Here is a 23,809-nt window from a genome sequence, read left to right as displayed (position 1 = left end):
CATTGCATGATTTGTGTGAACGCAATGGCCAATACCATATTGATCACATTCATCGTAATTTGCAGAAATAAGGTAGCTTTCACGCGGGATAATCCCATCAGCCAGCCGAGCAGCACATAGTTTACCAGCGTAAGCGGCGCTCCCCAAATACGAATGTTAAAATATATCGCTGCCTGCGCAGCTACATCCTGAGCAGGATGGATTAACTGTAAAGAGGCCAGCAGGATCGGCTTTTGCAGTATAATGAATAACCCGCCGACCAGTAAAGCAATGGCCAGTGGGCGCATGAGCGCAGCTATGCTATGATCGTTATTTTGAGCCCCCGCTGCCTGTGCGGTAAATGCTGATGTACTGACGCGCAGAAAGCCAAACAGCCAATATAAAGTATTGAAAATAAGAGTGCCTACAGCCACACCGCCCAAAAAGGAGGCATGACTCAAATGACCGATTACCGCCGTATCCACCGCACCGAGCAGTGGGGTTGTAATCGTCGAAAGAATTAAAGGGATTGCTAAAGCAAGATAGGCTCGGTGGGTAGGCAACATGTTGAAAAAACCTCCAGTAAAGATTGGGTATATGGATGGCGATCAGGCTGGAATAGAGCTTCCTTGGCAAAATCCTCAAGTACACTGCCATCTTTCATGACCATGATCCGATCACTCATGAAGTGTACGGCCGCCAGATCATGGGAAATGAACAGATAAGCCACTCCAAGTTCATCCTGTAAGTCCTTGAGCAGATTTAAAACCGTCGCCTGCGTTGTCACATCCAGACTTGCCGTTGGCTCGTCGAGCACGATAAAGTCCGGCTCTGTGCTGATTGCGCGCGCAATGGTTACGCGCTGCTTCTCTCCGCCGCTGAGCTGATGCGGGTACTTATCCATATAGCTGGTTGGAAGCTTGACCATACCGAGCAGGTGCGCTGCTATTTCCCGACGCCCCGAAGGCATGCCCTTCATATAGGAGGGGACATAGCCCTTAAGCTGATCCAGCGGTTCCAGCAGGGATTGCAGAATGGTCAGTCTGGAGTTTAAAGCTGCTGCGGGATGCTGAAATACCGCACCCAGCCTGCTGCGTAACCGTTTTAACTCATTTCGCTTTAATCCACGGACCGTTTGCCCATCCAGCACAAGCTCACCCTCATCAAACGAGTCCAGCGTTAAAATACAGCGGGCAAGCGTGCTTTTCCCACTACCGCTTTCTCCGACAATGCCCAGACACTCTTGGGCTGAAATCGACAGAGAAACATTGCGCAGCACCGTCTTGCCTCCGGTGAAAGCCTTCGTCAAACCGGAGACGGTGACAACAGGATTAGATGTGTGTACATGTTGAAGAGAGGAGACGTGATCATCCATGTAAACCGCTCCTTTCTGGTGTGATTTGTTCTTCAGTGCTGTACGGTAAACGTGCCGGAGCATTTGGGGCCAGCGGCGGAATCGCTGTCAGCAGACGACGTGTATACGGATGTGTCGGATGATCCAGCACCGCTTGTGTCTCGCCGCTCTCGACCAGCGAGCCAGTACGCATCACCGCGATTCGATCCGCATACTTGCGGACATGGCGGAGATCGTGAGTGATCCATAGGACAGAAATCCCCGTTTCCATCCGGATTCGGTCGATGAGCTGGAGCACCCGGTGAGCTGTCAGGGTGTCCAGCGCGGTTGTTGGTTCGTCGGCAATCAGAAGCTGTGGCTTTAGCAACAATGCGGCCGCAATAGCCGCTCGTTGCAGCTGACCGCCGCTGAGCTGGAACGGATAGCTGCGGTATACCCGCTCGGCGGGAAGCTGTACGTGCTCAAGGACCTCTATACAGCGCTGTTTACGCGCATTGCGATCTGGACAGCCATGAGCGTGCATCAGCTCGTCCAGTTGACTGCCTATTCGCAGAAAGGGGGTAAACGCTCCGTGATAGTCTTGAAAAATATACGAGATTTCATTGCCAAGCAAGGAACGTCTTTGTTTGGCGGACAAGGTCAGCAAATTGTTGCCCTTCCAGGCAATAACTCCGTGCGCTGTAAAAGAAGAGGGGAGCAGCCCACCGATTGCGGAAGCCGTCATGCTTTTGCCGCTGCCGCTTTCTCCGGCAAGGGCAAACCACTCCCCCGGACGAATGGCGAGCTCCAACTGGTCTACAACGGTGTTTGCTTTTGATCGAATCGTTAAGCCTTTAATAGACAGCATATCGGGTCACTCCTCCGTCCGTGTTTTAACATCATATTGGTCACGCAGCTTGTCTCCCAGCATATTCGCCAGTAGCACCGTGAGCACGACAGCCATTCCGGGAACCAGCATCAGGTGGGGCGCCATTTGAAAATATGCTCGTCCTTCATTCAGCATGGCACCCCATTCGGGTATCGGCGGTTGCGGACCTAAGCCTAAAAAGGACAGGGAGGCAATCATTAAGATGATTTTGCCAATATCCAGTGCAGCCAGTACCAGGACATTCCCAATCGCATGGGGCAGAATATGCCGCATGACAATTTGCAGGGAGGATGTACCTGCCAGTATGGATAACGAAATATAATCCTTTTGCTTTTCAGCGAGTACGGTACTGCGTACCAGCCGTGCATAACTGACCCATTTTACCGCAGTCACCGCGAAAATAAGATTCATCAAGCCTGGCCCGAGTAGGCCGCTCAGCACAATCGCAAAAATATAATCGGGTAATGTCATGAAAGCATCGACCACTCGTTTGAATATACGATCAAACCATCCCCCGACAAATCCTGACAGCAGGCCGAGCGGAACCCCGACAACCAGTGAAACGGCCAAGATCAACAAGCTCGTTCCGACAGTCGTTCGAAGTCCTGTCATCACTCTTGATAGCACATCTCTACCCAAATGATCGGTTCCCAGCCAGTAAGCTGCGCTGATCGGCTGGAGCCGATTCCCCATCTGAATACGGTACGGATCTTGGGGAGCAAGGAGCGGAATCACTGTAATTACTGCAAGAATGAGCAGGATAGAGAGCAGCATAATCCAAGTTCTGGACCGTTGTCGACTGACGAACTGCCTGCTTTCCGCATGAGAGGATTTTATCATGATGGACGTTTCTCCTTCAAAGCCATTTCGGGATTAATCCAACGGTAGGATAGCTCTACCGCCATATTGATACATACAATGAACACGGCCATAAACAGTGTATAACCCTGAATAATGGGATAATCTCTTGCGGCAATTGCATCCACAATCCATTTGCCCAGCCCCGGATAGGCGAATAGCACTTCAATCACAACCGTACCTCCCAATAGACTGCCTATGCTCTCACTGAATACGGTAATGAGTGGAACAAGACTGTGCCGGAACATATGTCTGAAAAAGATGCGAGCCGGACTGATTCCCCGGGCTTGCGCTGCCTTGATAAAATCTTGTCCCGAGCTTTCAATCAGACTGGCGCGGATCATTCGTACATAAACGGCTGCCATCGCCAGTCCCAAGGTGAGGGAAGGGAGCACCAGATGAAAAATGGTTCCTTCACCCATAGACGGCAAAATACGCAGTTTAACCGCAAACCATTCGATAAACAAGAGACCGAGCCAAAAGCTAGGAATCGAGGAGCCAATTAAGGCAAACATACGACTGGCGTTGTCAATCCAGCGGTTGCGATACAGCGCAGCCATCGTTCCCATTGGAAGCGCAATGAGCAGCATAATGAACAGAGAGCCACCGGTCAGCAGGAGGGTATAAGGCAGTTTTTCCATAAACTCTGCAAATACCGGACGCTGGGTTAAATAAGACTGTCCAAAATCAAACTGAAGCAACTGAACCAGCCACTTGCCATATTGCACAGGTAACGACTGATCGAGTCCGAGTTGGCTGCGCATATCCGCAATTTGCTGATTGGACACAGCTACATCATCTACCCGGAGAATGCTCCGGACAGGATCGCCCGGAACCAGCTTGAGCAGACAAAAGCTTACAAAGGAGAGAATAAGAAAGAACAATACCAGTTCAAGAAGCTTTTTGGCGATGGATTTGAGCATGCTAGTCCACATCCAGGTCCTGGGTTAGCAGGTAGTACTCACTTTGGCTTGTTACCCAGTTATGTACGTAATTGCGGTAGGCCACTACGTTGTTCGGATGAACAAGAAAGGATTGCAGGGTTTCCTGATCAATCATCGAGACAGCCTCCAGAGCCAGTTTGTTGCGTTGTTCCTCATTCACCGCCCTATTCAGCTTCGTAATCACAGCCTCCAATTTTGGCAAGTGCACATGTCCGTAATTCAGTGCCCCCTCAGGCATGTAAGCCGCGTTCAAAAAATAGCTTCCGTCGCCACGCGGAGCAGTAATACTGCTGTAAGTTGCCAAATCCCAATCCTGATGAGCGGCAAGATATTCGTCGATATTATCGACCTGCCGGATATCAATTGTAATACCGAGCTCCTTGGCGTTAGCCTGGATTAGCTGTGAAATGAGCGGAAGCTCCGCCCTTGACTGATAAGTCAATAACGTGAGATGGAGAGCTTGTCCATCGGGCGCTTTCACTTTGCCGTCTTGCCCGGAATATCCAGCTTGCTTGAAGCTGTCTCGTGCAGCGCTCAAATCAAACTTTTTCATAGCATATGCTGGCGAAAAAGGAAAACCGGACAGGAACGGACCCTGAGCGGGAGTCCCCTGACCAGACATGATGCCATTGGCAATCTCATCACGATTAATCAGATGGTCGAAGGCTTTGCGCACGGCCGTCTTTTTCAGATCGTTGTTGTTCATATTGTAAATGAGCTGATGCGTTCGCAGGCTGGGCAGAGAGTCCACCTTGACCGTGGAATCGGCTTTCAGCAGGTCCAGGCTTTCAATCGGCGGACGATATACAATATCAGCGTCCTTGGCTTGAAAAGCAAGCTGACGCGCATTGGCGTCTTCGTTAAATACGAACTTGGCCTGCTTCAATTTCACTTCACCGTTCCAATATTGATTGTTGCGTTCCAAATTCAGTTCACTACCGGCACGAAAGCTCGCAGCCTTGAACGGCCCCGTCCCCGATGGGAGGGCATCTGTTGAGGAAGTATCTATGACCGCCGTATTGGGGTGAACCAGCTCAGACGCAAATTCCGGGAAAGGCCTGTCTGTCGTAACCTTCAAAATCTGCCCATTCGCCTGGATGTCACGAATATGCAGCGCATTTTTAACCGAGGGGTTGAGTTTTTGCGCTCTTTCCAGAGACGCTTTTACAGCAGCGGCATCAACGGGCTTACTGCTATGGAATTTCACGCCTGGACGGATGTTAAATGTCCAGTGCTGTCCATCCTTGCTGTTCCATTTCTCTGCAAGCCAAGCTTCCAGCTTGAGGTCTTTGTTCACTTTGACCAGTGTTTCACCCACTCCAGCGCGGACGGCTGTATAATTCACATCCGTATGCGGATCTATGGAGGAGCTTTGTACGTTGAACAATAAGGTGACACTTTTATCTTGTGGTGCGTTTGCATCAGATGAAGTGAGTGAGCCTGATGGAGATGATGAGCAGGCCGCCACCATCACCGCCATGACTGCAGGTATGAATAGCTTCAAATATGGACGCTTAAACAACTGATAATCCCCCTTAATAGTAATCGTAATTTTTACAATTTACTTCATAAAGCATATCGTAACCAAATGGGGGAGCTTTGTAAATATGTAATTGCATGAATATGTATATCGATTCATAGAGAAAAAGGCTGCTTGACCGTGGAAATAAGGTCAGCAGCCTTTGATTTTGATTTCAGATTACTGTGGGCTTGTCAATTAGTGCATCGGAGCTTGAGCTGCTCCTTTTTTGACATGAACTCTGCGGATAAAAAAGGCAAGGAATAGCCCGATCACACTGACAATCATGGCAAAGAAAAATGAATGCTGGGACCCGAATACCATGGCATTCGCCATTTCGTTTACGGATTCAGGCATACTGGATTGGCTCAAATAGCTTTCCATGCCTTTGGAGAGAATGCTTACTGCTATGGCTGTACCAATAGCACCAGCAACTTGCTGGAGCGTGCTCATAATGGCTGTTCCATCCGGGTAAAGCTCCAGAGGCAGCTGATTTAGCCCATTCGTCTGAGCTGGCATCATGATCATGGATATCCCGATCATCAGGCAGCAATGAAGCACAATAATGAGTACGATAGCTGATGTCGTCGTAATGCCGGACAGGAAAAACAAAACAGCGACAACGATCGCAAGCCCCGGGATGACGAGCCATTTGGGTCCGAATTTATCGAACAGGGAGCCCATAATAGGAGACAAGAGACCATTGATAATCCCACCTGGCAGAAGCACCAAACCTGCTGTCAGAGCGGACAGGGCCAGCCCTTTTTGCAAAAAGAGCGGAAGAATTAACATCGTAGAAAGGATGGTCATCATACACAGGAAGATCATCACGACTCCGATGACAAACATCGGATATTTAAAAACACGCAAATTCAGCATAGGCTGCTTCATTTTTAACTGGCGCATCGAAAACAGGATCAACGCGATCAGCCCGATGATCACCGGCAGCAAAACAACCGGGCTGGTCCAGCCCTCGCCGCCTTCTCCGGATTTACTGAAACCGAATACGACACCGCCAAAGCCGATGGAGGACAATAGAATAGATAAAATGTCAATTTTCGGCTTGGTAATTTTCGAAACATTTTGCATAAATAAAATGCCGAAGATTAACGAGAGTACCAGGAACGGAAGGGAGATCCAGAAAATCCAGTGCCAGGACAGATTTTGCAGCACCAGTCCTGCAATGGTAGGTCCAACCGCAGGTGCAAACATAATCACCAATCCGATGATTCCCATAGCCGCGCCTCTCTTTTCAGCCGGGAAAATGATCAAGATGGTATTAAACATCAACGGCAACAACAGCGCTGTGCCGACGGCCTGAAGGATGCGCGCGATCAATAGCACAGAAAATGTAGGTGCGAGCGCAGCAACAAGACAACCTGCAATAGAAAATAGCAACGATGCAACAAACAGCTGTCTTGTCGTGAAGGTTTGAAGCAGCAATCCAGATACAGGTACCAAAATACCGAGTGTCAGCAGAAAAGCTGTAGTCAGCCATTGGGCTGTTGCTGTCGTAATGTGCAAAATCTGCATTAAATCATTCAGCGCAATGTTCAGCGCCGTCTCACTAAACATTCCGATAAAACCGCTAAGCAGCAGGGCAATCATAATAGGCAGCACCTTGAACGTTGTGGGTTCAGAAGGAGCGCTTGTTTGACTCATTGTACTCATGTTGTTTTTTGTTCCTCCAATATATTGATGGGTATTGAATTATAACGATCGGTCTATATATAATAAACATGCTGTTATTTTTTTGTCAAAGTAAAAATTAAAATATTATACAATGAAGGATGCTGTATATGGCTGCTAAACCCGAATCATATGAGAATATCGTACAAACCGCGTCGAAGCTCTTTTTTCATCAGGGGTATCACGCTACTGGGCTTAATCAGATTATTGCAGAAAGCGGGTCCCCGAAGGGGTCTCTATACTATTATTTTCCACGTGGCAAAGAAGAGTTGGCGTTGGAGTGTATTAGAAGAGGGAATGAGCTTGTTAAACAAAAATTGAAGAAGGCTCTGGCAGGAAACGATGATCCCGTACTGGCCATTCAGGAATTTATTCGCGAAACAGCTGAGGATGCAGACCGTAACGGCTTTAGCGGATTCATACCCTTTGGCTTTTGGGCTGCTGCAGAAACTTCCTGCATTAGTGATTCTCTTCGCTATGCCTGTGTGAATACGTTTACAGATTGGCAGCATATTTATACGGAACGCCTTCAGGCAGCAGGCTGGACGGAAGAAAAGGCGCGTAGTTTGGCGGTGCTTATTATTTCCATGTTGGAAGGAGCTTTAATACTGGCGGTTACTCAACAGAGCAGTGCACCCATTTATAATGTAGTGGATTATATTCCACAGCTGATCAAATAACCAGAACCTTCAAACTGCTCTGAAATAAGCTCGAACAACTGCATTGAGAGCCGATTTTCTTGTTTTGAGAAATCGGCTCTTTTTATGTACCCGTGGATGAAGATTTTACTCAGATTACCAGCACCAAATGATGAAAAGTATGGTAAAATGGAATGAATTTGATTTTGCACGAAAGAGAGGGTGAATACAAGTGGCAAAGGCGAAAGTGGCTAAACGGCCTACTCGGGATGAATTTGTGCTGGAGGAAATCGGAAATCAGCTTGTAGAAGCGCAACAGGAGCAATCCGAAGTTGTATTGACCGTATGGGGGCGTGAAGAAGCAGTCCGCGGACAAATCGTCAAAATGGACCCAAGAACGGGAAGAGTTCATGTAGAGAATAATGGTGAAACGGATAAGGTTCCTTTTATGGACATTATGAGTGTCAATTACCCGAGAGATTAGTCAAGCTTACATAGTTAAGTAGAAGGAAAACCTAAAAAGTAGCATTTTTCAATCTCTATTCAAAAAACAACCGAGTGGTTTGAAGCCATCGGTTGTTTTTGTATATATGTCGCATAGAGAGAAGAAGCCTCGTATATGCTTATGTAGCCTTTATAGTGGTAGGGTTATTACCACGTGCTTCGGCTTTCTTCAGCACCTTACGATCAAAAATGAAAGGCCCAAATGGTAGCAGTGAGGCAATCAAGGCCATAAGCCCTTGCAGTATTGTTATTTTCCGTAAAATCAGCATGACTACAGTCGCAGCCACATAAGCCACGAACAGTACCCCATGAATCATCCCCACCCAGCTTACCATTTGCGGCATCCCGGCTGCGTATTTAAGAGGCATGGCGATACATACGAGCAGCAAATATGAAATTGCTTCAATATTACCGATGAAACCAAAGGTCTTAAATGCATTTCTGAACATCATAAATCTCCTTTCTTTTATTAATTAAAATTTAATATAACCTACAAACCGATGCTATAAAACGGTAAAAAGTTACGATATATCGAATATTTACAGCATATCCAAGGGGCTGTCTGAGTTTTCACCTAACATCAAATAAGGTGAAGCCCTAAACATTCTCTATGATAATTCCGATAACATTTAAATGAACATGTAACCATTAAGGAGAGCATTGACCATGAATAAAAAGCGTTTGCGCCAATGGATGGCTCCGTTCGCAACGGCTACACTGATTTTAAATACGGGATATGGCATCTGGGGAGGAACAGATGCGTTGGCGAGCCAATCCGCTGCTCTGAGTGTTGCACCAGCGGAGGTAAGCAATTTGAATGCGGCTGCGCTAGATACAACAAGAGTGAATTTGTCTTGGACTAACCCGTCGGACATCAATTTTGACCATGTACAGGTGATCGGTGTCAGTAACGCTGTGTATGTAGACAACATTCGAAGCAACTCTTATACGTTGAGTGGCTTACAGCCGAATACGGCATATACCTTCCGGGTAAAGACGGTGGATAAAAGTGGGAATGATTCTCCTGGCACTATAATACAGGCCAAAACTGCTTCCGTGGATGCTCCTGTAGATAAGACGCCTCCAGGAGAGGTTAGCGGGCTGAGCGTGGCGAATTTGGGGTACAACGCTTTTACCGTAAATTACATAATGCCCAAGGATACAGACTTGAGCCAAGCTATTATCTATTTAAATGGCAAGGAAATGCAGCGAACTACAGGGACGTCCTATACGTTCAGTGGATTAATTGCGTCTACAAACTATAACGTAACGATCAGGACTATAGACAAATCCGGCAACATATCTGGAGGCATCAGTATTCCGGTTACGACCTCAGCGCTCACCGTCGATACTGTGCCAGAAGTGACAGGAGCTTCAGTGACATCAGTTAATAACTATAGCGTTACTGTTTCCTGGACGAGGCCTAGCGGAATTAATACGGTCAGTTTATATCGGGACGGATCACTGATTACAGACTCATCAGGAACGTCTTACACTTTCAACAATCTTTCATCAGGAACGTCGTATTCATTTACGATTAAATCCAAACGAAGCACAGGTGCATTGTCCTCCGGTGTAAGGCTGACGGCTACAACGAACAGCACGTCCTCCAATTCGTCGGAAGTTTCCAATCTTGATGTAGATAGCAAGAGTGATACTTGGATCAAAATCACTTACGATATGCCGAGTTCGGCTGAAAAAGTAAAAATATATGCTGATGGTGACTACAAGGGGACTACATCCTCCGAATCCTATAAAATTACGGGTTTGCGTGAAGGACGCTGGTACGAGATTAAGGTCACAACGGTAAATAGCAGTGGTAGAGAGTCCAGCGGGGTAGAGGTGTCGGAACGCACAGATGGTTATAGTGATTCCTCGTCGTCATCATCCTATTCATCGAACTATGAGAAAGCAAGAGATTTGATGCGAATTGCAGAAAACAGTCTGAATGCTTCCGACTGGCGTTCTGCCAGAGACGCAATCAGTGATCTGCCGAGCGGGACACGTAAAAGCGACCTGCTGGATCGGCTGGAAGCTATTCGCAATCGAGCGATTGGTACCAGTAGTTCATCGTCCGGGACGAGCACTACTACAACCACTTCCAGTTCCGGTACAACGTCCTCAAACTCTAACAATGCGGTTTCCTCATATTCAACTTCGTTCACCCTGACACCAGGAGCTAAAGCAGCTTATGTCGATGGTCGTGCTACGACGATGGCTCAGGCTCCGCGAATCATAAATGGGGTAACGATGGTCCCGTTGCGCTTTATCAGTGAACGGGTGGGCTACCAGGTAAACTATGATAAAGCAACCAAAAAAATCATCATGAATCGCCCTACTGACGGTAAACAAGTGGTGCTTCAAATCAAGAATACGACCCTGGCCGTGTATGAGTTAAATAACTCCCGGAATTACTCGACGAACATCACAGCGCCAATTATCGTTAACGGCTCTACACTGGTTCCACTGCGAGTGATTAGCGAGCTTTCGGGCTATCAGGTGAACTATAATACTGCATCCAAGCAAATTACGATTACAAAATAAAGGCTTCTGTATGTTAAACTCTGTTTCAAGAAACCCGGGCTTATTTCAATAGCCCAGGGTTTCTTTTTTTTGAAGATGCCGTTTATTTCCTTTTATCGGTCATTAATGTATTTTCTGTACGAATACTTGATGTCTATAATTATAGCTAGTAGGTAAACGCAGAAGGCAAAGCTGTCCTTTGGGCGATATAATCAATAAATCGCTTGGCCGCTGGAGATATATAGCGGTCTTTTCTCCATTTCAATCCTACTTCCCATTCCCAGCCTTCCTCCTGAATCGGAACCCATACAAGTCCATCGAGCATTAAGCCGAAGGTTTTGGGAAGCACCGATACCCCAAGCCCGGCTTTAATAAATCCTGCCACTGTGGGCAAATCTTCTGCATCAAAAGTGGAACTCAACATAAAACCTGTATTTTCGAAGCGGGACGTTATGGTGGCTTTGAGCCCGCAATTGTTCTTGAGACCAACAAAGGGCTCACCGGATAAATCAAACAAACTTAAAGAGGATCGGTTGGCGAAAGAATGCTGATCAGAAACAACAATATACAAAGGCGTTTTCTGTATAACAATCCATTCATGATTGTCTACGGTGGACTCTCTTGAAGTAATCATCAAGTCGGAATGACCTTTATCAAAATGCTCGTTGATGTCGCCAAGGTTGCCTTGTGTCAAATCAAAACGCACATTCGGATTGGTGGTCTGATAATCTCTGATTAAAGCTGGAACCAGATCAATACCCAAAATGTTCAAATAAGAAATGTGTATGACACCATGATCGGGATTGGACAATTCTTCAATCTCCTGTTTTCCCTTTTCAAGATTATTCAGGGCTTCCTCGACCCATTTGCTAAATATTCTCCCGTATCGGTTAAGCTCTACATTCCGGCCATTCCGTTCAAATAGAGGAATTCCGAGTTCATTTTCCAGTTTGGAAATCGCATGACTTAATGCAGGTTGGGTTATGTTAAGCGCCTTTGATGCGCTGGTCATATGTTGAAGACGGGCAACCGTTAAAAAATACTGCAATTGTGTAAGCTCCAATAGGAACACCTCTTGAATTATGAATAATAATAATAGATTTCATTAAAACTATAAATTAGACAATCAATTCATGTCAAGATTACAATAACTTTGGGTTTGGAAGACTTCACAAATAACGAAAGGAGTTGTAATCAGTATGACGGCCTATGTCATTTTTATACGGGAGAAAACGAATGATCCGGAAGAACTCAAGCTTTATTCCGCCAAAGCTCCAATCGGCTTGGAAGGGCATCCTGTTACACCATTAGCCGTGTATGGTATGCATGAAGTCATCGAGGGTCCTGAAGCTGAAGGAGCTGCGTTGCTGGAGTTCCCTAGTTTTGAGGAAGCAAAAGCTTGGTATTATAGTCCCGCCTATCAGGATGCCGTGCAGCACCGATTGAAGGGCGGAACCTATCGTGGAATGATTATTGAAGGAATTCCGAAAGAGGAGAAAGGCGTTTTTTTCGAATAAAAGGAGGAAATCAAATTTAATGGCTATCACTTATGCAAACCCAATGACTGAATTCGAAGGTAAGAAAGTGCTTGTAACAGGCGGTACTAAAGGGATGGGGGAAAAGATCGCTCAAAGATTTGCGGCGGCTGGTGCTGCCGTCCTGACGACTGCACGTTCCATTCCGGCTGAGCTTGTTAATCCTGACCTGTTTGTGCAAGCAGATATTTCAACCCCTGCAGGTGTAGAAAAAGTTGTCCAGGCAGTTCAAGAGCGTTTTGGAACCATTGATATTTTAGTCAATAATGTTGGCGGTTCTAATACTCCTCCAGGTGGTGCTCTGGCAGCAACGGATGAGAACTGGATTGAAACTTTGAATTGGAATTTACTTGCTGCTGTTCGTCTGGATCGTGGATTGCTTCCGATGATGCTGGACAAGGGGAAAGGTGTAATTGTTCACATTTCATCGATTCAAGGCAAATTGCCGCTGTACGAGTCAACAGTACCTTATGCAGCTTCCAAAGCCGCTTTGACTAACTATAGTAAAAGCTTATCCAAGGAGTTTTCTCCCAAAGGCATCCGTATTAATACCGTATCACCTGGATTTATCCAAACCACTGCTGCTGATGCAATGATGGAGAATATCGCTAAGGTAACAGGCAGTATTGAGAGCGCGCTTCAATCCGTAATGGATGCTTTGGGAGGCATTCCTTTAGGCCGTCCTGGCTATCCGGAAGAAGTTGCCGAATTGGCAGCATTCCTGGCTTCTGACCGTGCCGGCTCCATTACAGGCGCCAACTATGTCATTGACGGTGGAACGATTCCCACTGTCTAAAGTAAAATCATAGCCCCGATTACATCTGTAGTAGGGAATAGGAATGAAATATATTTTGCCCGAACGTACACTCGTCTTCGCCCGTGTGTACGTTTTTTTTAACTCCATCATTTTGTTAAAATAGCTTGAGGAATCGTTTTATTTTTTGAACTAAGCGGCAAAATGATAAAATATAAAAGTTGAACCCAAGACATAAAGAGGTGGACTATGGACAAAGAATCCAATGAACATGATCAAGGTGTAAACTTGAAGATAAACGACGGCGATAGAGATCGAATTAGTACATCCAGAGTTCCTATTATAATATGGGCCATTTTGATTCATAGTGAAGGGCTTATTTTTCAGAATAAACATACAATAATGCCGTTTCAAAGTATTTTGTTTTCTTTGGCCATGATTGTGCACGTACTTTTGTACTGGCATGTTCGTAAAGTTCTACACTACTGTTCATGGTTTTATTTTATTATTCAAGGAGCCATCATCTTTTCAAGCGCCTTTCTTCTGCCTAAAAGCTTTCCCATTGTGCTGGTTGGATTAACACCTGCTTTAATCGGTCAAAGCATTGGTGTTTATTATCAAGCAAAAAAAGTTGTATTTGTGTTTTTTGGTTTCTATCTGCTTTTTTGTTCTTACATGATATGGAGTTACGACAGCGATAGCTCCGTGTTATTTATTTCGCTGCTTATTCTTATTGCCATTGTCGTGGCTGCCTACGCTAATCTTTTCTACAGGCAGGTTAATGCGCGGATTCGTACCCAAAACTTTCTTGCTGAGCTGGAGCTTGCACATCAAAAAGTGGAAGAGCTTACGCTAGCCAATGAACGGCAACGCATGGCACGGGATTTGCATGATACACTGGCTCAAGGCCTTGCCGGGCTTATTATGCAGCTGGAAGCCATAGATGCTCACCTGACAAAAGGCAGCGCGCAGAGAGCTCATGAAATCGTTCAGCAGTCCATGTCACAAGCGCGCAAGGCGCTGGCAGACTCACGACGGGCAATAGACAATCTGCGCTCCAAATCAGCCTCGGAAGTCGACTTTGCTGATGCAATCCGGGAAGAAGCACAGCGTTTTACGATGGCTACCGGAATTCAAACATCACTGGACATCAAGATTAGAGCGTCGGTATCCAGGCTGATGATTGAACATGGACTACACATCATAAGTGAATGTCTAACGAATGTAGCCAGGCATTCGCATGCCAAGAACGTGTGGATCTCTATTTTAGATCATCAAGGGTTACTTTCTATAGAAATCCGTGATGATGGAAAAGGATTTAATACAAATATCATTGCCAGACAAACAGGACATTACGGATTAATAGGCATTCATGAGCGTGCACGCTTGCTGGGCGGGATCATCGAGATCAACAGCACAGCTCAAGAGGGAACAACTGTTAAAATAGAGGCACCCCTTGCTAAAGGAGACATTTTATGAAATATAAAATATTAATCGTAGATGATCATTGGGTGGTTAGAGAAGGGCTAAAGCTTGTTATAGAGACAAATGACAGCTACGAAGTGGTTGGTGAAGCGGAAGAAGGAGCAACAGCGCTTGCCCTGGTTGAGGAGCTTCGGCCGGATGTAATCTTAATGGATCTATATATGCCACATATGAGCGGATTGGAAACGATGAAAGCTTTAAAAGAGAAGCAAAATAAAACGCCGATTATTATCCTGACAACCTACAACGAGGATGATTTAATGATTCAGGGGCTATCTTTGGGAGCCAAAGGATATTTGTTAAAGGATACCAGCCGTGAAAATTTATTTCGGACGATTGAATCCGCATTAAGGGGAGAGACACTTCTTCAGCCGGAAATTACGGCTAGAGTTTTTGCTAATACAAGCAAAAAGGAACCTGAGCGTGAGCAGCGTGAAGATACTTCAATACTGACAGAGAAAGAAATACTCATATTACAGTCCGTTGCACGGGGGCTTAGGAGCAAAGAAATAGCGTTCGATATGGGGATTTCAGAACGGACCGTGAAAGCACATTTAACGAACATTTACAACAAGCTAGGCGTCGATTCCCGATCCGAGGCGGTAGCCGTGTCTCTGGAACGAGGTATCCTGCATCTTTAATAATGGTAAATAAAAAAATAGGTATTTCGATTTGCCCTATCGTACATGAGGAGCTTGCCCTTATGTACGATTTTTTTGTTTGTTAATTGTTGTACTGTGAAAAGAGAATGCATGCAGTTAAGCTGCTTAGAAGGAAGTCGAGGAGGATGAAATTGTTGAATAGTACACGAATCAAAATGCTAGTCACGGGAGTCACTTTCGCTATGGTGGTTTCCGGTTGCTCAAGCGCTTCGGAGGACACGACCACTGCCAAATCCGGTCAGCCGGTACAAATTCAAAAAGTAACGATGAAGCCTTTAGGTAATGAGTTTAATTTGGCGGGAACATTGCAGGCAAGCCATGAAGCCACAGTTTCCTTTGAAGCGGATGGACGTATATTGAACACGATGGTTGAAGTAGGAGACTCTGTACAAAAAGGAAGTATCCTTGCGAAGTTAGACACATCCGCTTACCAGTTACAGCTCGATCGGGCAAGGGCAACCATGGAAAAGGCAAAAGCAGGTGTCAGCCAAGCGGACGCTTCTGTTCAATCGGCACAGGCAGGTATTCGTAATGCACAATCCCAGGTCGACGCGGCCCAATCCAAATTGCAGGAATTAAACAACGGCGCCAAAAAACAGGAAATTGTAAAGGCACAGAATGCCGTAGATGCGGCAGCCAGTAGTTACAACAAGAAAAAGGCAGATGCTGCCCGGAGCCAAAGTTTATTTCAGGCAGGTGGGGTATCATTGACGGAAAATGAAAATGCGCAACTCGAACTAACGAACGCACATAAAAATTTGGTTGACGCGCAAGAGCAATTGTCGCTCCTGCTTGCAGGGGCTTCTCAGGAAGAGCGTGCCCAAGCTTCGGCTGGTGTAGATCAGGCCAGGGCAGGGCTGGAGTCGTCTATCGCTACTAGGCAACAAGGGCTGGCCAGTAAAGCTCAGGCGCAGGCGACTTATGAGGATGCAGTAGCTGCATATGAACAGTCATCTTTGTCTCTGAAAAAAGCTACCTTAACTTCTCCGATCACCGGTGTTGTGATTGAGAAAAAGGTTGCTGATGGTCAACTGGGCTCCAGTGGAAGTGAGGCATTTACGGTTGGAAATATTAGTACTTTAAAAGTGCTTCTGCCCGTACCTGACAGTGAAATCTTATCGTGGAAGAAAGATCAAAAAGTCAATGTCTCTCTCTATAATGAAATTCGAACAGGGACTGTCACCCAGATCTATCCATCGACTAATTCCAAAACAGGAAGCATCAATGTGGAAGTCAGCATTCCCAATCCTGAGCTGAATTGGAAGCCGGGACAAGTTATCAGTGCCGCTAAAAGCGTGAGTCAAACCAATGCATTGTTAGTGCCAGTAGAGGCTGTAATTAGCAACGGAGATGCCCCTTATGTTTTCAAAGCTGTAAATGATAAGGCCGTTAAAACGCCGATTAAAGTTGGAAAAGTGACGAATAATCAGTTCGAAGTTGTCTCTGGACTGCAAGCAGGTGATCTCATCGTTACGCAAGGAGCAGGAACCTTATTTAATGGTGATGTACTTGGGGAATCGAAGGAGTCGTCCAAATGATTAAATACATCGTTAAAAAGCAGAAGATTACCCTTATTTTCTTTGGCATGTGCATTATGCTGGGACTTTTCAACTTTACATCGCTACCTAAACAGGAGCAGCCCGATGTTGTTCCTATGGCAGCAAGTGTTACAACGGTCTATCCGGGTGCCTCGCCTGAAAGAATTGAGCAAACCATTACCAAGATATTGGAACAGAAAATTAAAGAAGTCCAAGGTGTCAAAACGATTTCTTCCACTTCATCTAAAGGCCAATCCAGTATAAGTATAGAGGCTTTTAATGACGCAGATCCAACAAAAGTGTGGGCTGATCTTCGCACAAAGGTGCAGGATGCACAGTCCGAGCTTCCGGCTGATGCCAAGCAACCCATTATAAATGATAGCATGACAAGCTCTTTTATCGGTTCATATGCCATTACCTCTGATAAAGTTGAGAATTTATACTCGTTAAATGAATTGATGAACAAATGGAAGGATCAATTAAAGACGGTATCAGGCATTTCGCAAGTTAATATTCAGGGTATACCAGATCAAGAAATACGTATCAGTTTGAATACACAAAAAATGCAGCAATATAACCTCTCCTGGGAACAGGTTGTTCAAGCAATCAAAGATGAGAATGACAGAGTTCCTACAGGAAGTTTGGATTTCAATCAGCGCACTTACCAATTGACGGTGAATGCCTCAACTGACCCGAATGTTTTAAATAACATCGAGATTTCAAGCAATGAAGATGGATTTCCAATATACTTGAAGGATGTAGGTACAGCCTCGCTTGTTTATAAAAAGGCGGCCAATTATACGTATGTGAATACCAAGCCTGCGATTTCGATCAGTTTGAGTGGAGATACAGGTACAGATGTACCAACGGTTTCCAAAGCAGCAGCAGCCAAAATCAATGAACTTGCAAGTGGCTTGCCTAAGAATGTACATTTTGAACTGCTGTTTGCTCAAAATGATCGTGTAAGTGAGATTTTTGGTAATCTGACCAAAGAGATGATCATCGCTATTATATCGGTCATTGTGGTTTGTACATTAGGATTAAATTTGCTGACTTCTGCGTTTGTGGCCTTGGCCATTCCTGTTTCTATTGCAATCGGCTTTATTTTCTTGCCGATGACAGGGACGACGCTAAATCAAATTTCAGTCATCGGATTAATCATTGTGCTAGGTATATTGGTCGATGATGCCGTCGTGGTCAATGACAACATTGAACGACGACGCTCTGAATTTGGAGAAGATGCTACCCAGGCAGCCATTAAAGGAACGAAAGAGGTCTCCTTGTCAATCATTACAGCCACGCTGGCTACGGTTGCAGCCTTTGCCCCGCTTTTATTTCTGCCGGGCAATATTGGAGACTTTATCAAACCGATTCCTACCGTTATATCGTTAACGATGTTGGCCTCGATGATTATGTCCCTTACGATCATTCCTATTTTCCGTCAATGGTACGATAACCGTCGTAAGGGCAAAGAACGCAGCAATACGATCAAGCCGCCGGGGCTTCTTGGTAAGCAAATACAGTCCCTCTCCAATGTATACTCCAAGAGCTGGATGCCGAGAATACTGCGACGTCCGCTTTTTACCGCTCTTCTAGGTCTTACGATTGGTACGGCAACATATGGACTAGTTGCGGTTGTTCCCATTCAATTATTTCCGGAATCCGATCAGGCGGACGCCACCATAAGCGTAACGATGCCAGAAGGAACGTCGTTGCAAGCCACCAATCAGGTTATAAACGAGATCGGGAGCTGGGTCCAAAAACAACCAGAAACAGAACGGCTGTCAGCAGCAGCAGGTGGAGGAGCACCTCAGATGTACAGCGATGTTGCAGGTGGCGGTGGCTCTGGGGGAGCAGTTCACGGTCAACTTTCGGTTCTGGGGAAAGAAGGAGTATTTGATATCAAGAAAACAGTTGATCGTTGGAGCCATACACTGCAAGCTAAATATCCATCAGCATCCATCAGCATACGTGTGCCTCAACTAGGTATTCCGGTTGGCAGTGCAGTGTCTATCCGTATTAAAGGTGAAGACATTGGAAAACTGCAAAAGATGGCAACCAAAGTAAAAGAAATTGTTGCGGGGACCACTGGGACTGTAGATGTAACCGATAATATGGGGATGCAAAGCTATAATTTGAATTTTCAAGTCAACCAGCAGGCCCTGGACAAATATAAAGTGAGCTATTCCAACTTAACCCGTACTTTGTTATTAATGGGGGACGGGGTGAATGTGACGGATTTTGATACGGGTAAAGAATTGCTGGATATCAATATCTACATGGACAAGCCAAATAATGATCCAGAGGTATTATTCCAACAATTAACTGTGACCAATGCGGCAAACGAGCAAATTCCTTTATCCCAATTAGCTGCGATGAAACCGGACTTTTCCATCCAGCAAATTCATCGTTATGATCTGGAACGGACTGTAACAATTTCAGCCAATGCCAATGGGCGTACGGCTACCGAACTCACCCAGGATATCCGTAGCAAGCTTGCAAATACACAGTTTGAGCCGGGGTATACTTGGGAGATGGGAGGGGAAACATCTGCACAGTCCGATATATTTATGGATTTGGGCAAATTAGCTATTATCGTTGTTTTTCTTATTCTGCTCTTGATTACCATGCAATTTTACTCGGTTTCTACACCGCTAATTATTATGACCACAGTTTATCTGGCTGCGGCTGGAGGAATCCTGGGTAGTTTTATTTCAGGTATGCCAATTGGCTTTATGAGTATTATGGGTATCATTTCACTTGCTGGTATTGTCGTGCGTAATGGTATCGTGTTGATAGAGTTTATTGAAGATGCGCGGCGTGAAGGGGCTGATTTGACAGAAGCGATTCTCATGGCATGCTCTGCCCGTTTCCGTCCGATCTTGCTCACTTCACTAACTGCGATTGTCGGTATGATCCCAATTGCTACAATAGGAGAGGTCCTGTTCAAGCCGCTCGCAACGACCATTATATTCGGACTCATCTTTTCAACCATTTTAACGTTGTTTGTAGTTCCGACTCTTTATATGGTAGTAGCTAATCTGAAGCTGAAGCGGAAGCATAAGAAGGAAATGCGTACAAATAGCGATAACTCATTGTCTCTGTAGATGATACAAAAGATTGATAGATTATAGTACTGCTTGAAACCTACCTGATCGTACATTAGGGTGTTTGCCCTAATGTACGATTTTTTCTTTTGCTGGAGTAATACCATGAATGGTGAGCGTGGTCTTATTCATTTGTTCTTTTATTTACATGCGTCTTCGGCGGGAGGGATTCAACCATTCGGGTTTCCAGATTTGTTCATTCTCATCTATTCTTATGCCGGGAGGTACTATCGTATCAATGGCATCCAGCAAATCTGAGCTGAGACGCACGTCAATTCCATCCAAAAACTGTCTTAACTGCTCTGGTGTACGTGGACCCAGTATTGTCGAAGTGACGGCCGGATGGTTTTGAACAAACGCTACCGCCATATGTGCCAGCGTGATCCCAGCCTGATCTGCAGCTTCCTGCAATTGTCGGATGGTATCAAACTTTAATTTGTTTTGCGGTAATTCTGGATCAAGGGCAAGGCCAACAGAGCCTTTTAAACGTGCGGCCCTTGAATGACTGTCAGGAGCCTGACCGGCTCTGTATTTACCCGTTAACAATCCTCCAGCCAGCGGTCCATAGGTTAATAATGCAAGATTGTAACGCTGTGCCAATTCGGTGATATCCAATTCAATCCTCCGATTGATTATGGAGTACGGTGACTGTTCACTGATAAACCTCTGAAAATGATGACGGTCACTGACCGCCTGCGCCTCCATCAGCTGCCACGCTTGGTGATTAGAAGTTCCGATGTAACGAATCTTCCCTTCTTGGACCAGATCGGTCAGCACGCCCAGTATCTCTTCGAATGAAGTCTCTGGCACAGGTTGGTGCAACTGGTAGAGATCAATGTAGTCAGTCTGCAGTCGCTTGAGACTTTGTTCTACTGCTTGCCGGACCCAGCGACGAGACGCACCGCTTTGATTCAGCTTGTTACTAGATTCAGCTCCAAATTTGGTTGCTAGAATAACGTCATCACGTCTGTCTTTAATCGCCTGACCAATGATTCGTTCAGATTCTCCATCTGCATACCGATTAGAGGTATCTATTAAATTAATTCCCGCATCTAAAGCTTGGTGTATGATCTGTATGCTGTCCTCTTTGCCCGTCAATGCTCCGTACATTCCTCCGCCCAAAGTATACTGACTGACCTGTATACCTGTACGCGCCAGATTTCGGTACTGCATATTTATACTTCCCCCCAACTTTGTTGAACACCCACAATTTTTTTGAACGCGTGTTGATTTAGTGCTCTGGAGTCCATTATAATTTTCATCATCTGCTGGGACAATAAACAGTATAGACAGACTGTCTTATAAAAGACACAACTCTAACATTGTTGATTAACGTATGTTTAAATGTCGGAAGGAGTAAGTTATGACGAGCGAAAAAACCGATCTGCGTGTGATCCGCAGCCGCAGGCTGATTCAGCAAGCACTGCTGGATATACTAATGAATCAAGGTATAAAAGAGTTGAACGTAAAAAATGTAACGCAAAGAGCTGGCATTAACCGTGGTACTTTTTATTTACATTACAAAGACATCTTCGATCTCATAGAACAAACGGAAATAATGCGAGGATTGCTGGATATTTTTGAACCAATAGACTTAAACCAACTGATGCTGCATGACGATGAGGAATTACCTTTTCCTGCATTTGTCCAAGCTTTTGAATATTTGCAGACACACGCTTATTTTTTTAAAGCCGTATTCCATTCTTCGGCTCCCAGCGAATTAAGAGACCGACTGCAATTTCTGGTTGGAACCCGTTTGTATGAAAATCTGAAACAAGATCATCCGCATGCTCAGTGGTCAACTTATCCTTCTGGTTATCTTATAGCTTATTTGGGCAATGCACAGTTTGGTTTAATCCAGCATTGGTTCATGAAGGATCAGTCGTTGCCTCCGGCTGAAATTGCACGTCTACTAACTCGATTTATTAAAACGACACCCTGTCTTTCACACCATTTTCAATCGGAGAACAATGTAACGGGGGAATAGATGCTAAACCTGTTACAAAAGAGAAATTTATTTTGTTTCATTATCCGGTCATGGTCATAATTCAAATAAAAATAATACACAATGAGAAATTATTAAACAAGGCAGTCCGTTTCTTCGGTCTGCTTTGTTTTGATTTTTCTTATCGTCATTTTAGATTGCATCTGTTATCCGCAGGGAATAGCCTTAAGGCGGAAGGTAGAGCTGACAAAATCCCCTGCCAGGTCCGAGACAACAAGCCCGATTCTCATTAGGCGGTCACCTCCAAAGATTTCGCCGCCGAACGCTGAACAGAAAGGGGAAACGCTGTCTTCGATTTTATACTTTTTCTCTGGGTCAAGTCCTTTTAGAGTTAGTCGCCGAATTGGTCCATTTGGCTCAGCCAGCACGCGGAAATAAGCAACAAATGCTTCCGACTGGTCCTCGCTGACGAACATCCAGGCCGTATCGCCTCGGCCTTCAAACGGGCTAAGAAGCCGATACATATTCCCCTGCTGTACAAGGGAACGAATTTCCTTATACTGAGCGATTTGTTTGGCAGCGAGCTCCTTTTCTTCTTTTGTAAATGCAGTGAGGTCAAGCTCGTAGCCAAAGTTGCCGCTCATGGCCACGTCGCCGCGTATGGCGAGAGAGGTGATTCGTCCCACCTGATGGTTCGGCACGCTCGATACGTGTGCCCCCATGGTGCTGGCCGGATACACGATGCTTGTTCCGTACTGGATAGCCAATCTTTCAATCGCATCGGTATCGTCGCTGGTCCACGTTTGCGGCATATAGTAGAGCATTCCGGGATCGAACCGTCCGCCGCCTCCAGAGCAACTTTCGAACAAGATGTTCGGGAAGCGGGAGGTCAGACGTTCCAGCAGATCGTAAAGCCCGAGCATATAACGGTGTGCGGTTTCCTTTTGCCGTTCGTTAGAAGCTGTAGCCGAAGCAATCTCCGTCATATTACGGTTCATGTCCCACTTGACATAAGTAATCGGAGCAATCGAGAACACGGAGCTAAGCGTTTCGTACAAATAATCGCATACTTCCTTGCGAGAGAGATCAAGCACCAGCTGGGACCGACCTTCCGTCCGCCGCCGACCCTCAGCATGCAGACACCAATCGGGATGCTTGCGGTACAATTCACTATCAGGAGACACCATTTCCGGCTCTACCCACAGCCCAAACTGTAATCCTTGTTCTTTAACTCGTTTGGCCAGGTCAGCAAGACCTCCAGGCAGCTTGCGGCGGTCTTCAAACCAGTCTCCAAGAGAAGTATCGTCATTGTCGCGTTTGCCAAACCAACCGTCATCGAGAACAAAGAGCTCAATACCAAGGGGACCCGCTTCCTTGGCAATCGCTTCGATTTTATCGGCGTCGAAGTTGAAATAAGTGGCTTCCCAATTGTTTACGAGAATAGGGCGCTCTTTGTCACGGTAAACACCCCGGCACAGACGTGCGCGGTAGAGCCGATGATAGGTACGCGACATGCCCCCAAGACCTTCTTCGGAAAAGACCAGTACGGCTTCAGGGGTCTGGAATAACTGACCTGGTTCAAGTCGCCAGGAGAAATCGAAGGGATTGATTCCGATACTTACACGGGTTTGGCTGAACTGCTCTACTTCTGCCTGTGCAACGAAGTTGCTGCTGTAGACCAGACTAAAGCCGTACACATCTCCGCGATCTTCAGTCGCATCAGGACGAAGCAGTGCCAGAAAGGGATTCATCTGGTGACTGCTGGAACCCCGGCGACTTTCCAAGCGAATAGCCCCAGGCCCGAGGTCGCGGCGCTGGATATGTCTTTCACGCACCCAGGCTCCGGACAGGTAGAGAGCTTGGTAGTTGGAATCTGCAAAATCGACAGAAGCGCTCATGGCTTTCTC

The 23,809-nt window shown here is 45.8% G+C and carries 20 protein-coding genes and 1 pseudogene; 10 read left to right on the top strand and 11 right to left on the bottom strand.

Annotated elements, in window-relative coordinates; genetic code table 11:
- The 7 genes and pseudogenes from WG8_RS28995 to WG8_RS21725 all read right to left on the bottom strand — a co-directional run.
- Positions 1-545: pseudogene (locus tag WG8_RS28995) on the bottom strand (MATE family efflux transporter); the annotation flags it as partial.
- Positions 512-1,354 carry an ABC transporter ATP-binding protein gene (locus tag WG8_RS21750; protein WP_007432425.1) on the bottom strand — a complete coding sequence of 281 codons (843 nt, stop codon included), beginning with the start codon at positions 1,352-1,354 and terminating at the stop codon, positions 512-514. The pseudogene WG8_RS28995 and the gene WG8_RS21750, both read right to left, overlap by 34 nt.
- Positions 1,347-2,180, bottom strand: a complete 834-nt coding sequence (locus tag WG8_RS21745) for an ATP-binding cassette domain-containing protein (protein WP_007432424.1) — start codon at positions 2,178-2,180, stop codon at positions 1,347-1,349. The genes WG8_RS21750 and WG8_RS21745 overlap by 8 nt, the downstream gene beginning before the upstream one ends.
- Positions 2,181-2,186: 6 nt before the next feature.
- Complete coding sequence (gene nikC, locus WG8_RS21740) at positions 2,187-3,041, bottom strand: nickel transporter permease (protein ID WP_007432423.1); 855 nt, start codon at positions 3,039-3,041, stop codon at positions 2,187-2,189.
- Positions 3,038-3,982, bottom strand: coding sequence for a nickel ABC transporter permease (gene nikB, locus WG8_RS21735; RefSeq protein WP_007432422.1), 945 nt, complete (start codon positions 3,980-3,982; stop codon positions 3,038-3,040). Before nikB ends, nikC begins: the two co-directional genes overlap by 4 nt.
- A 1-nt stretch (position 3,983) precedes the next feature.
- Positions 3,984-5,525 (bottom strand): nickel ABC transporter substrate-binding protein, encoded by a 1,542-nt coding sequence (gene nikA / locus WG8_RS21730; protein ID WP_007432421.1) that lies wholly within the window; start codon positions 5,523-5,525, stop codon positions 3,984-3,986.
- Positions 5,526-5,720: 195 nt separating this feature from the next.
- The gene (locus WG8_RS21725; protein WP_198286472.1) at positions 5,721-7,184 is read right to left on the bottom strand and encodes a DHA2 family efflux MFS transporter permease subunit; all 1,464 of its coding nucleotides are present in this window, start codon (positions 7,182-7,184) and stop codon (positions 5,721-5,723) included.
- Between the two features lie 137 nt (positions 7,185-7,321).
- Here WG8_RS21725 and WG8_RS21720 point away from each other — a divergent pair, with 137 nt between their 5' ends.
- Together WG8_RS21720 and WG8_RS21715 are read left to right on the top strand one after the other, a co-directional pair.
- Positions 7,322-7,891, top strand: a complete 570-nt coding sequence (locus WG8_RS21720) for a TetR/AcrR family transcriptional regulator (RefSeq protein WP_007432419.1) — start codon at positions 7,322-7,324, stop codon at positions 7,889-7,891.
- A gap of 190 nt (positions 7,892-8,081) precedes the next feature.
- Positions 8,082-8,333: a YolD-like family protein gene (locus WG8_RS21715; RefSeq protein ID WP_007432418.1), complete on the top strand. Its 252-nt coding sequence runs from the start codon at positions 8,082-8,084 to the stop codon at positions 8,331-8,333.
- Between the two features lie 139 nt (positions 8,334-8,472).
- Here WG8_RS21715 and WG8_RS21710 read toward each other — a convergent pair whose 3' ends face one another.
- The gene (locus WG8_RS21710; protein ID WP_007432417.1) at positions 8,473-8,802 is read right to left on the bottom strand and encodes a DUF3817 domain-containing protein; all 330 of its coding nucleotides are present in this window, start codon (positions 8,800-8,802) and stop codon (positions 8,473-8,475) included.
- Between the two features lie 217 nt (positions 8,803-9,019).
- Between WG8_RS21710 and WG8_RS21705 the strand changes: the two genes are divergently transcribed.
- The gene (locus WG8_RS21705) at positions 9,020-10,897 is read left to right on the top strand and encodes a fibronectin type III domain-containing protein (RefSeq protein WP_007432416.1); all 1,878 of its coding nucleotides are present in this window, start codon (positions 9,020-9,022) and stop codon (positions 10,895-10,897) included.
- A gap of 145 nt (positions 10,898-11,042) precedes the next feature.
- On the opposite strand, the gene WG8_RS21700 is transcribed toward WG8_RS21705, so the two are convergent.
- Complete coding sequence (locus WG8_RS21700) at positions 11,043-11,948, bottom strand: LysR family transcriptional regulator (protein WP_442950084.1); 906 nt, start codon at positions 11,946-11,948, stop codon at positions 11,043-11,045.
- Positions 11,949-12,075: 127 nt separating this feature from the next.
- Here WG8_RS21700 and WG8_RS21695 point away from each other — a divergent pair, with 127 nt between their 5' ends.
- The 6 genes from WG8_RS21695 (at position 12,076) to WG8_RS21670 (ending at position 19,957) form a co-directional block, all read left to right on the top strand.
- Entirely contained in the window at positions 12,076-12,393 is a 318-nt protein-coding gene (locus tag WG8_RS21695; RefSeq protein ID WP_007432414.1) for a DUF1330 domain-containing protein, read from the top strand.
- Positions 12,394-12,412: 19 nt separating this feature from the next.
- On the top strand, positions 12,413-13,207 hold the full coding sequence (locus WG8_RS21690) for an SDR family oxidoreductase (protein ID WP_007432413.1): 795 nt from the start codon (positions 12,413-12,415) through the stop codon (positions 13,205-13,207).
- A gap of 207 nt (positions 13,208-13,414) precedes the next feature.
- Positions 13,415-14,644 (top strand): sensor histidine kinase, encoded by a 1,230-nt coding sequence (locus tag WG8_RS21685; protein WP_007432412.1) that lies wholly within the window; start codon positions 13,415-13,417, stop codon positions 14,642-14,644.
- The gene (locus tag WG8_RS21680; RefSeq protein WP_007432411.1) at positions 14,641-15,291 is read left to right on the top strand and encodes a response regulator; all 651 of its coding nucleotides are present in this window, start codon (positions 14,641-14,643) and stop codon (positions 15,289-15,291) included. Before WG8_RS21685 ends, WG8_RS21680 begins: the two co-directional genes overlap by 4 nt.
- A gap of 146 nt (positions 15,292-15,437) precedes the next feature.
- Positions 15,438-16,850, top strand: a complete 1,413-nt coding sequence (locus WG8_RS21675; protein WP_043891323.1) for an efflux RND transporter periplasmic adaptor subunit — start codon at positions 15,438-15,440, stop codon at positions 16,848-16,850.
- A complete protein-coding gene (locus WG8_RS21670; protein WP_007432409.1) occupies positions 16,847-19,957 on the top strand; it encodes an efflux RND transporter permease subunit in 3,111 nt (1,036 codons plus the stop codon). Before WG8_RS21675 ends, WG8_RS21670 begins: the two co-directional genes overlap by 4 nt.
- 144 nt (positions 19,958-20,101) lie before the next feature.
- Here the strand turns inward: WG8_RS21670 and WG8_RS21665 are convergent, their stop codons facing one another.
- Complete coding sequence (locus WG8_RS21665; protein WP_007432408.1) at positions 20,102-21,130, bottom strand: aldo/keto reductase; 1,029 nt, start codon at positions 21,128-21,130, stop codon at positions 20,102-20,104.
- A gap of 190 nt (positions 21,131-21,320) precedes the next feature.
- On the opposite strand from WG8_RS21665, the gene WG8_RS21660 reads away from it, so the two are divergent.
- Positions 21,321-21,944, top strand: a complete 624-nt coding sequence (locus tag WG8_RS21660) for a TetR/AcrR family transcriptional regulator (RefSeq protein WP_007432407.1) — start codon at positions 21,321-21,323, stop codon at positions 21,942-21,944.
- A gap of 164 nt (positions 21,945-22,108) precedes the next feature.
- Here WG8_RS21660 and WG8_RS21655 read toward each other — a convergent pair.
- Positions 22,109-23,809: alpha-galactosidase (locus tag WG8_RS21655; RefSeq protein ID WP_007432406.1), on the bottom strand; the 1,701-nt coding region annotated here is incomplete at its 5' end.

It is taken from the genome of Paenibacillus sp. Aloe-11 (assembly GCF_000245715.1).
Lineage (GTDB): Bacteria > Bacillota > Bacilli > Paenibacillales > Paenibacillaceae > Paenibacillus > Paenibacillus kribbensis.
Note: the sequence above shows the minus strand (reverse complement) of the source record. Positions and strands in the feature narration are given on the sequence as shown.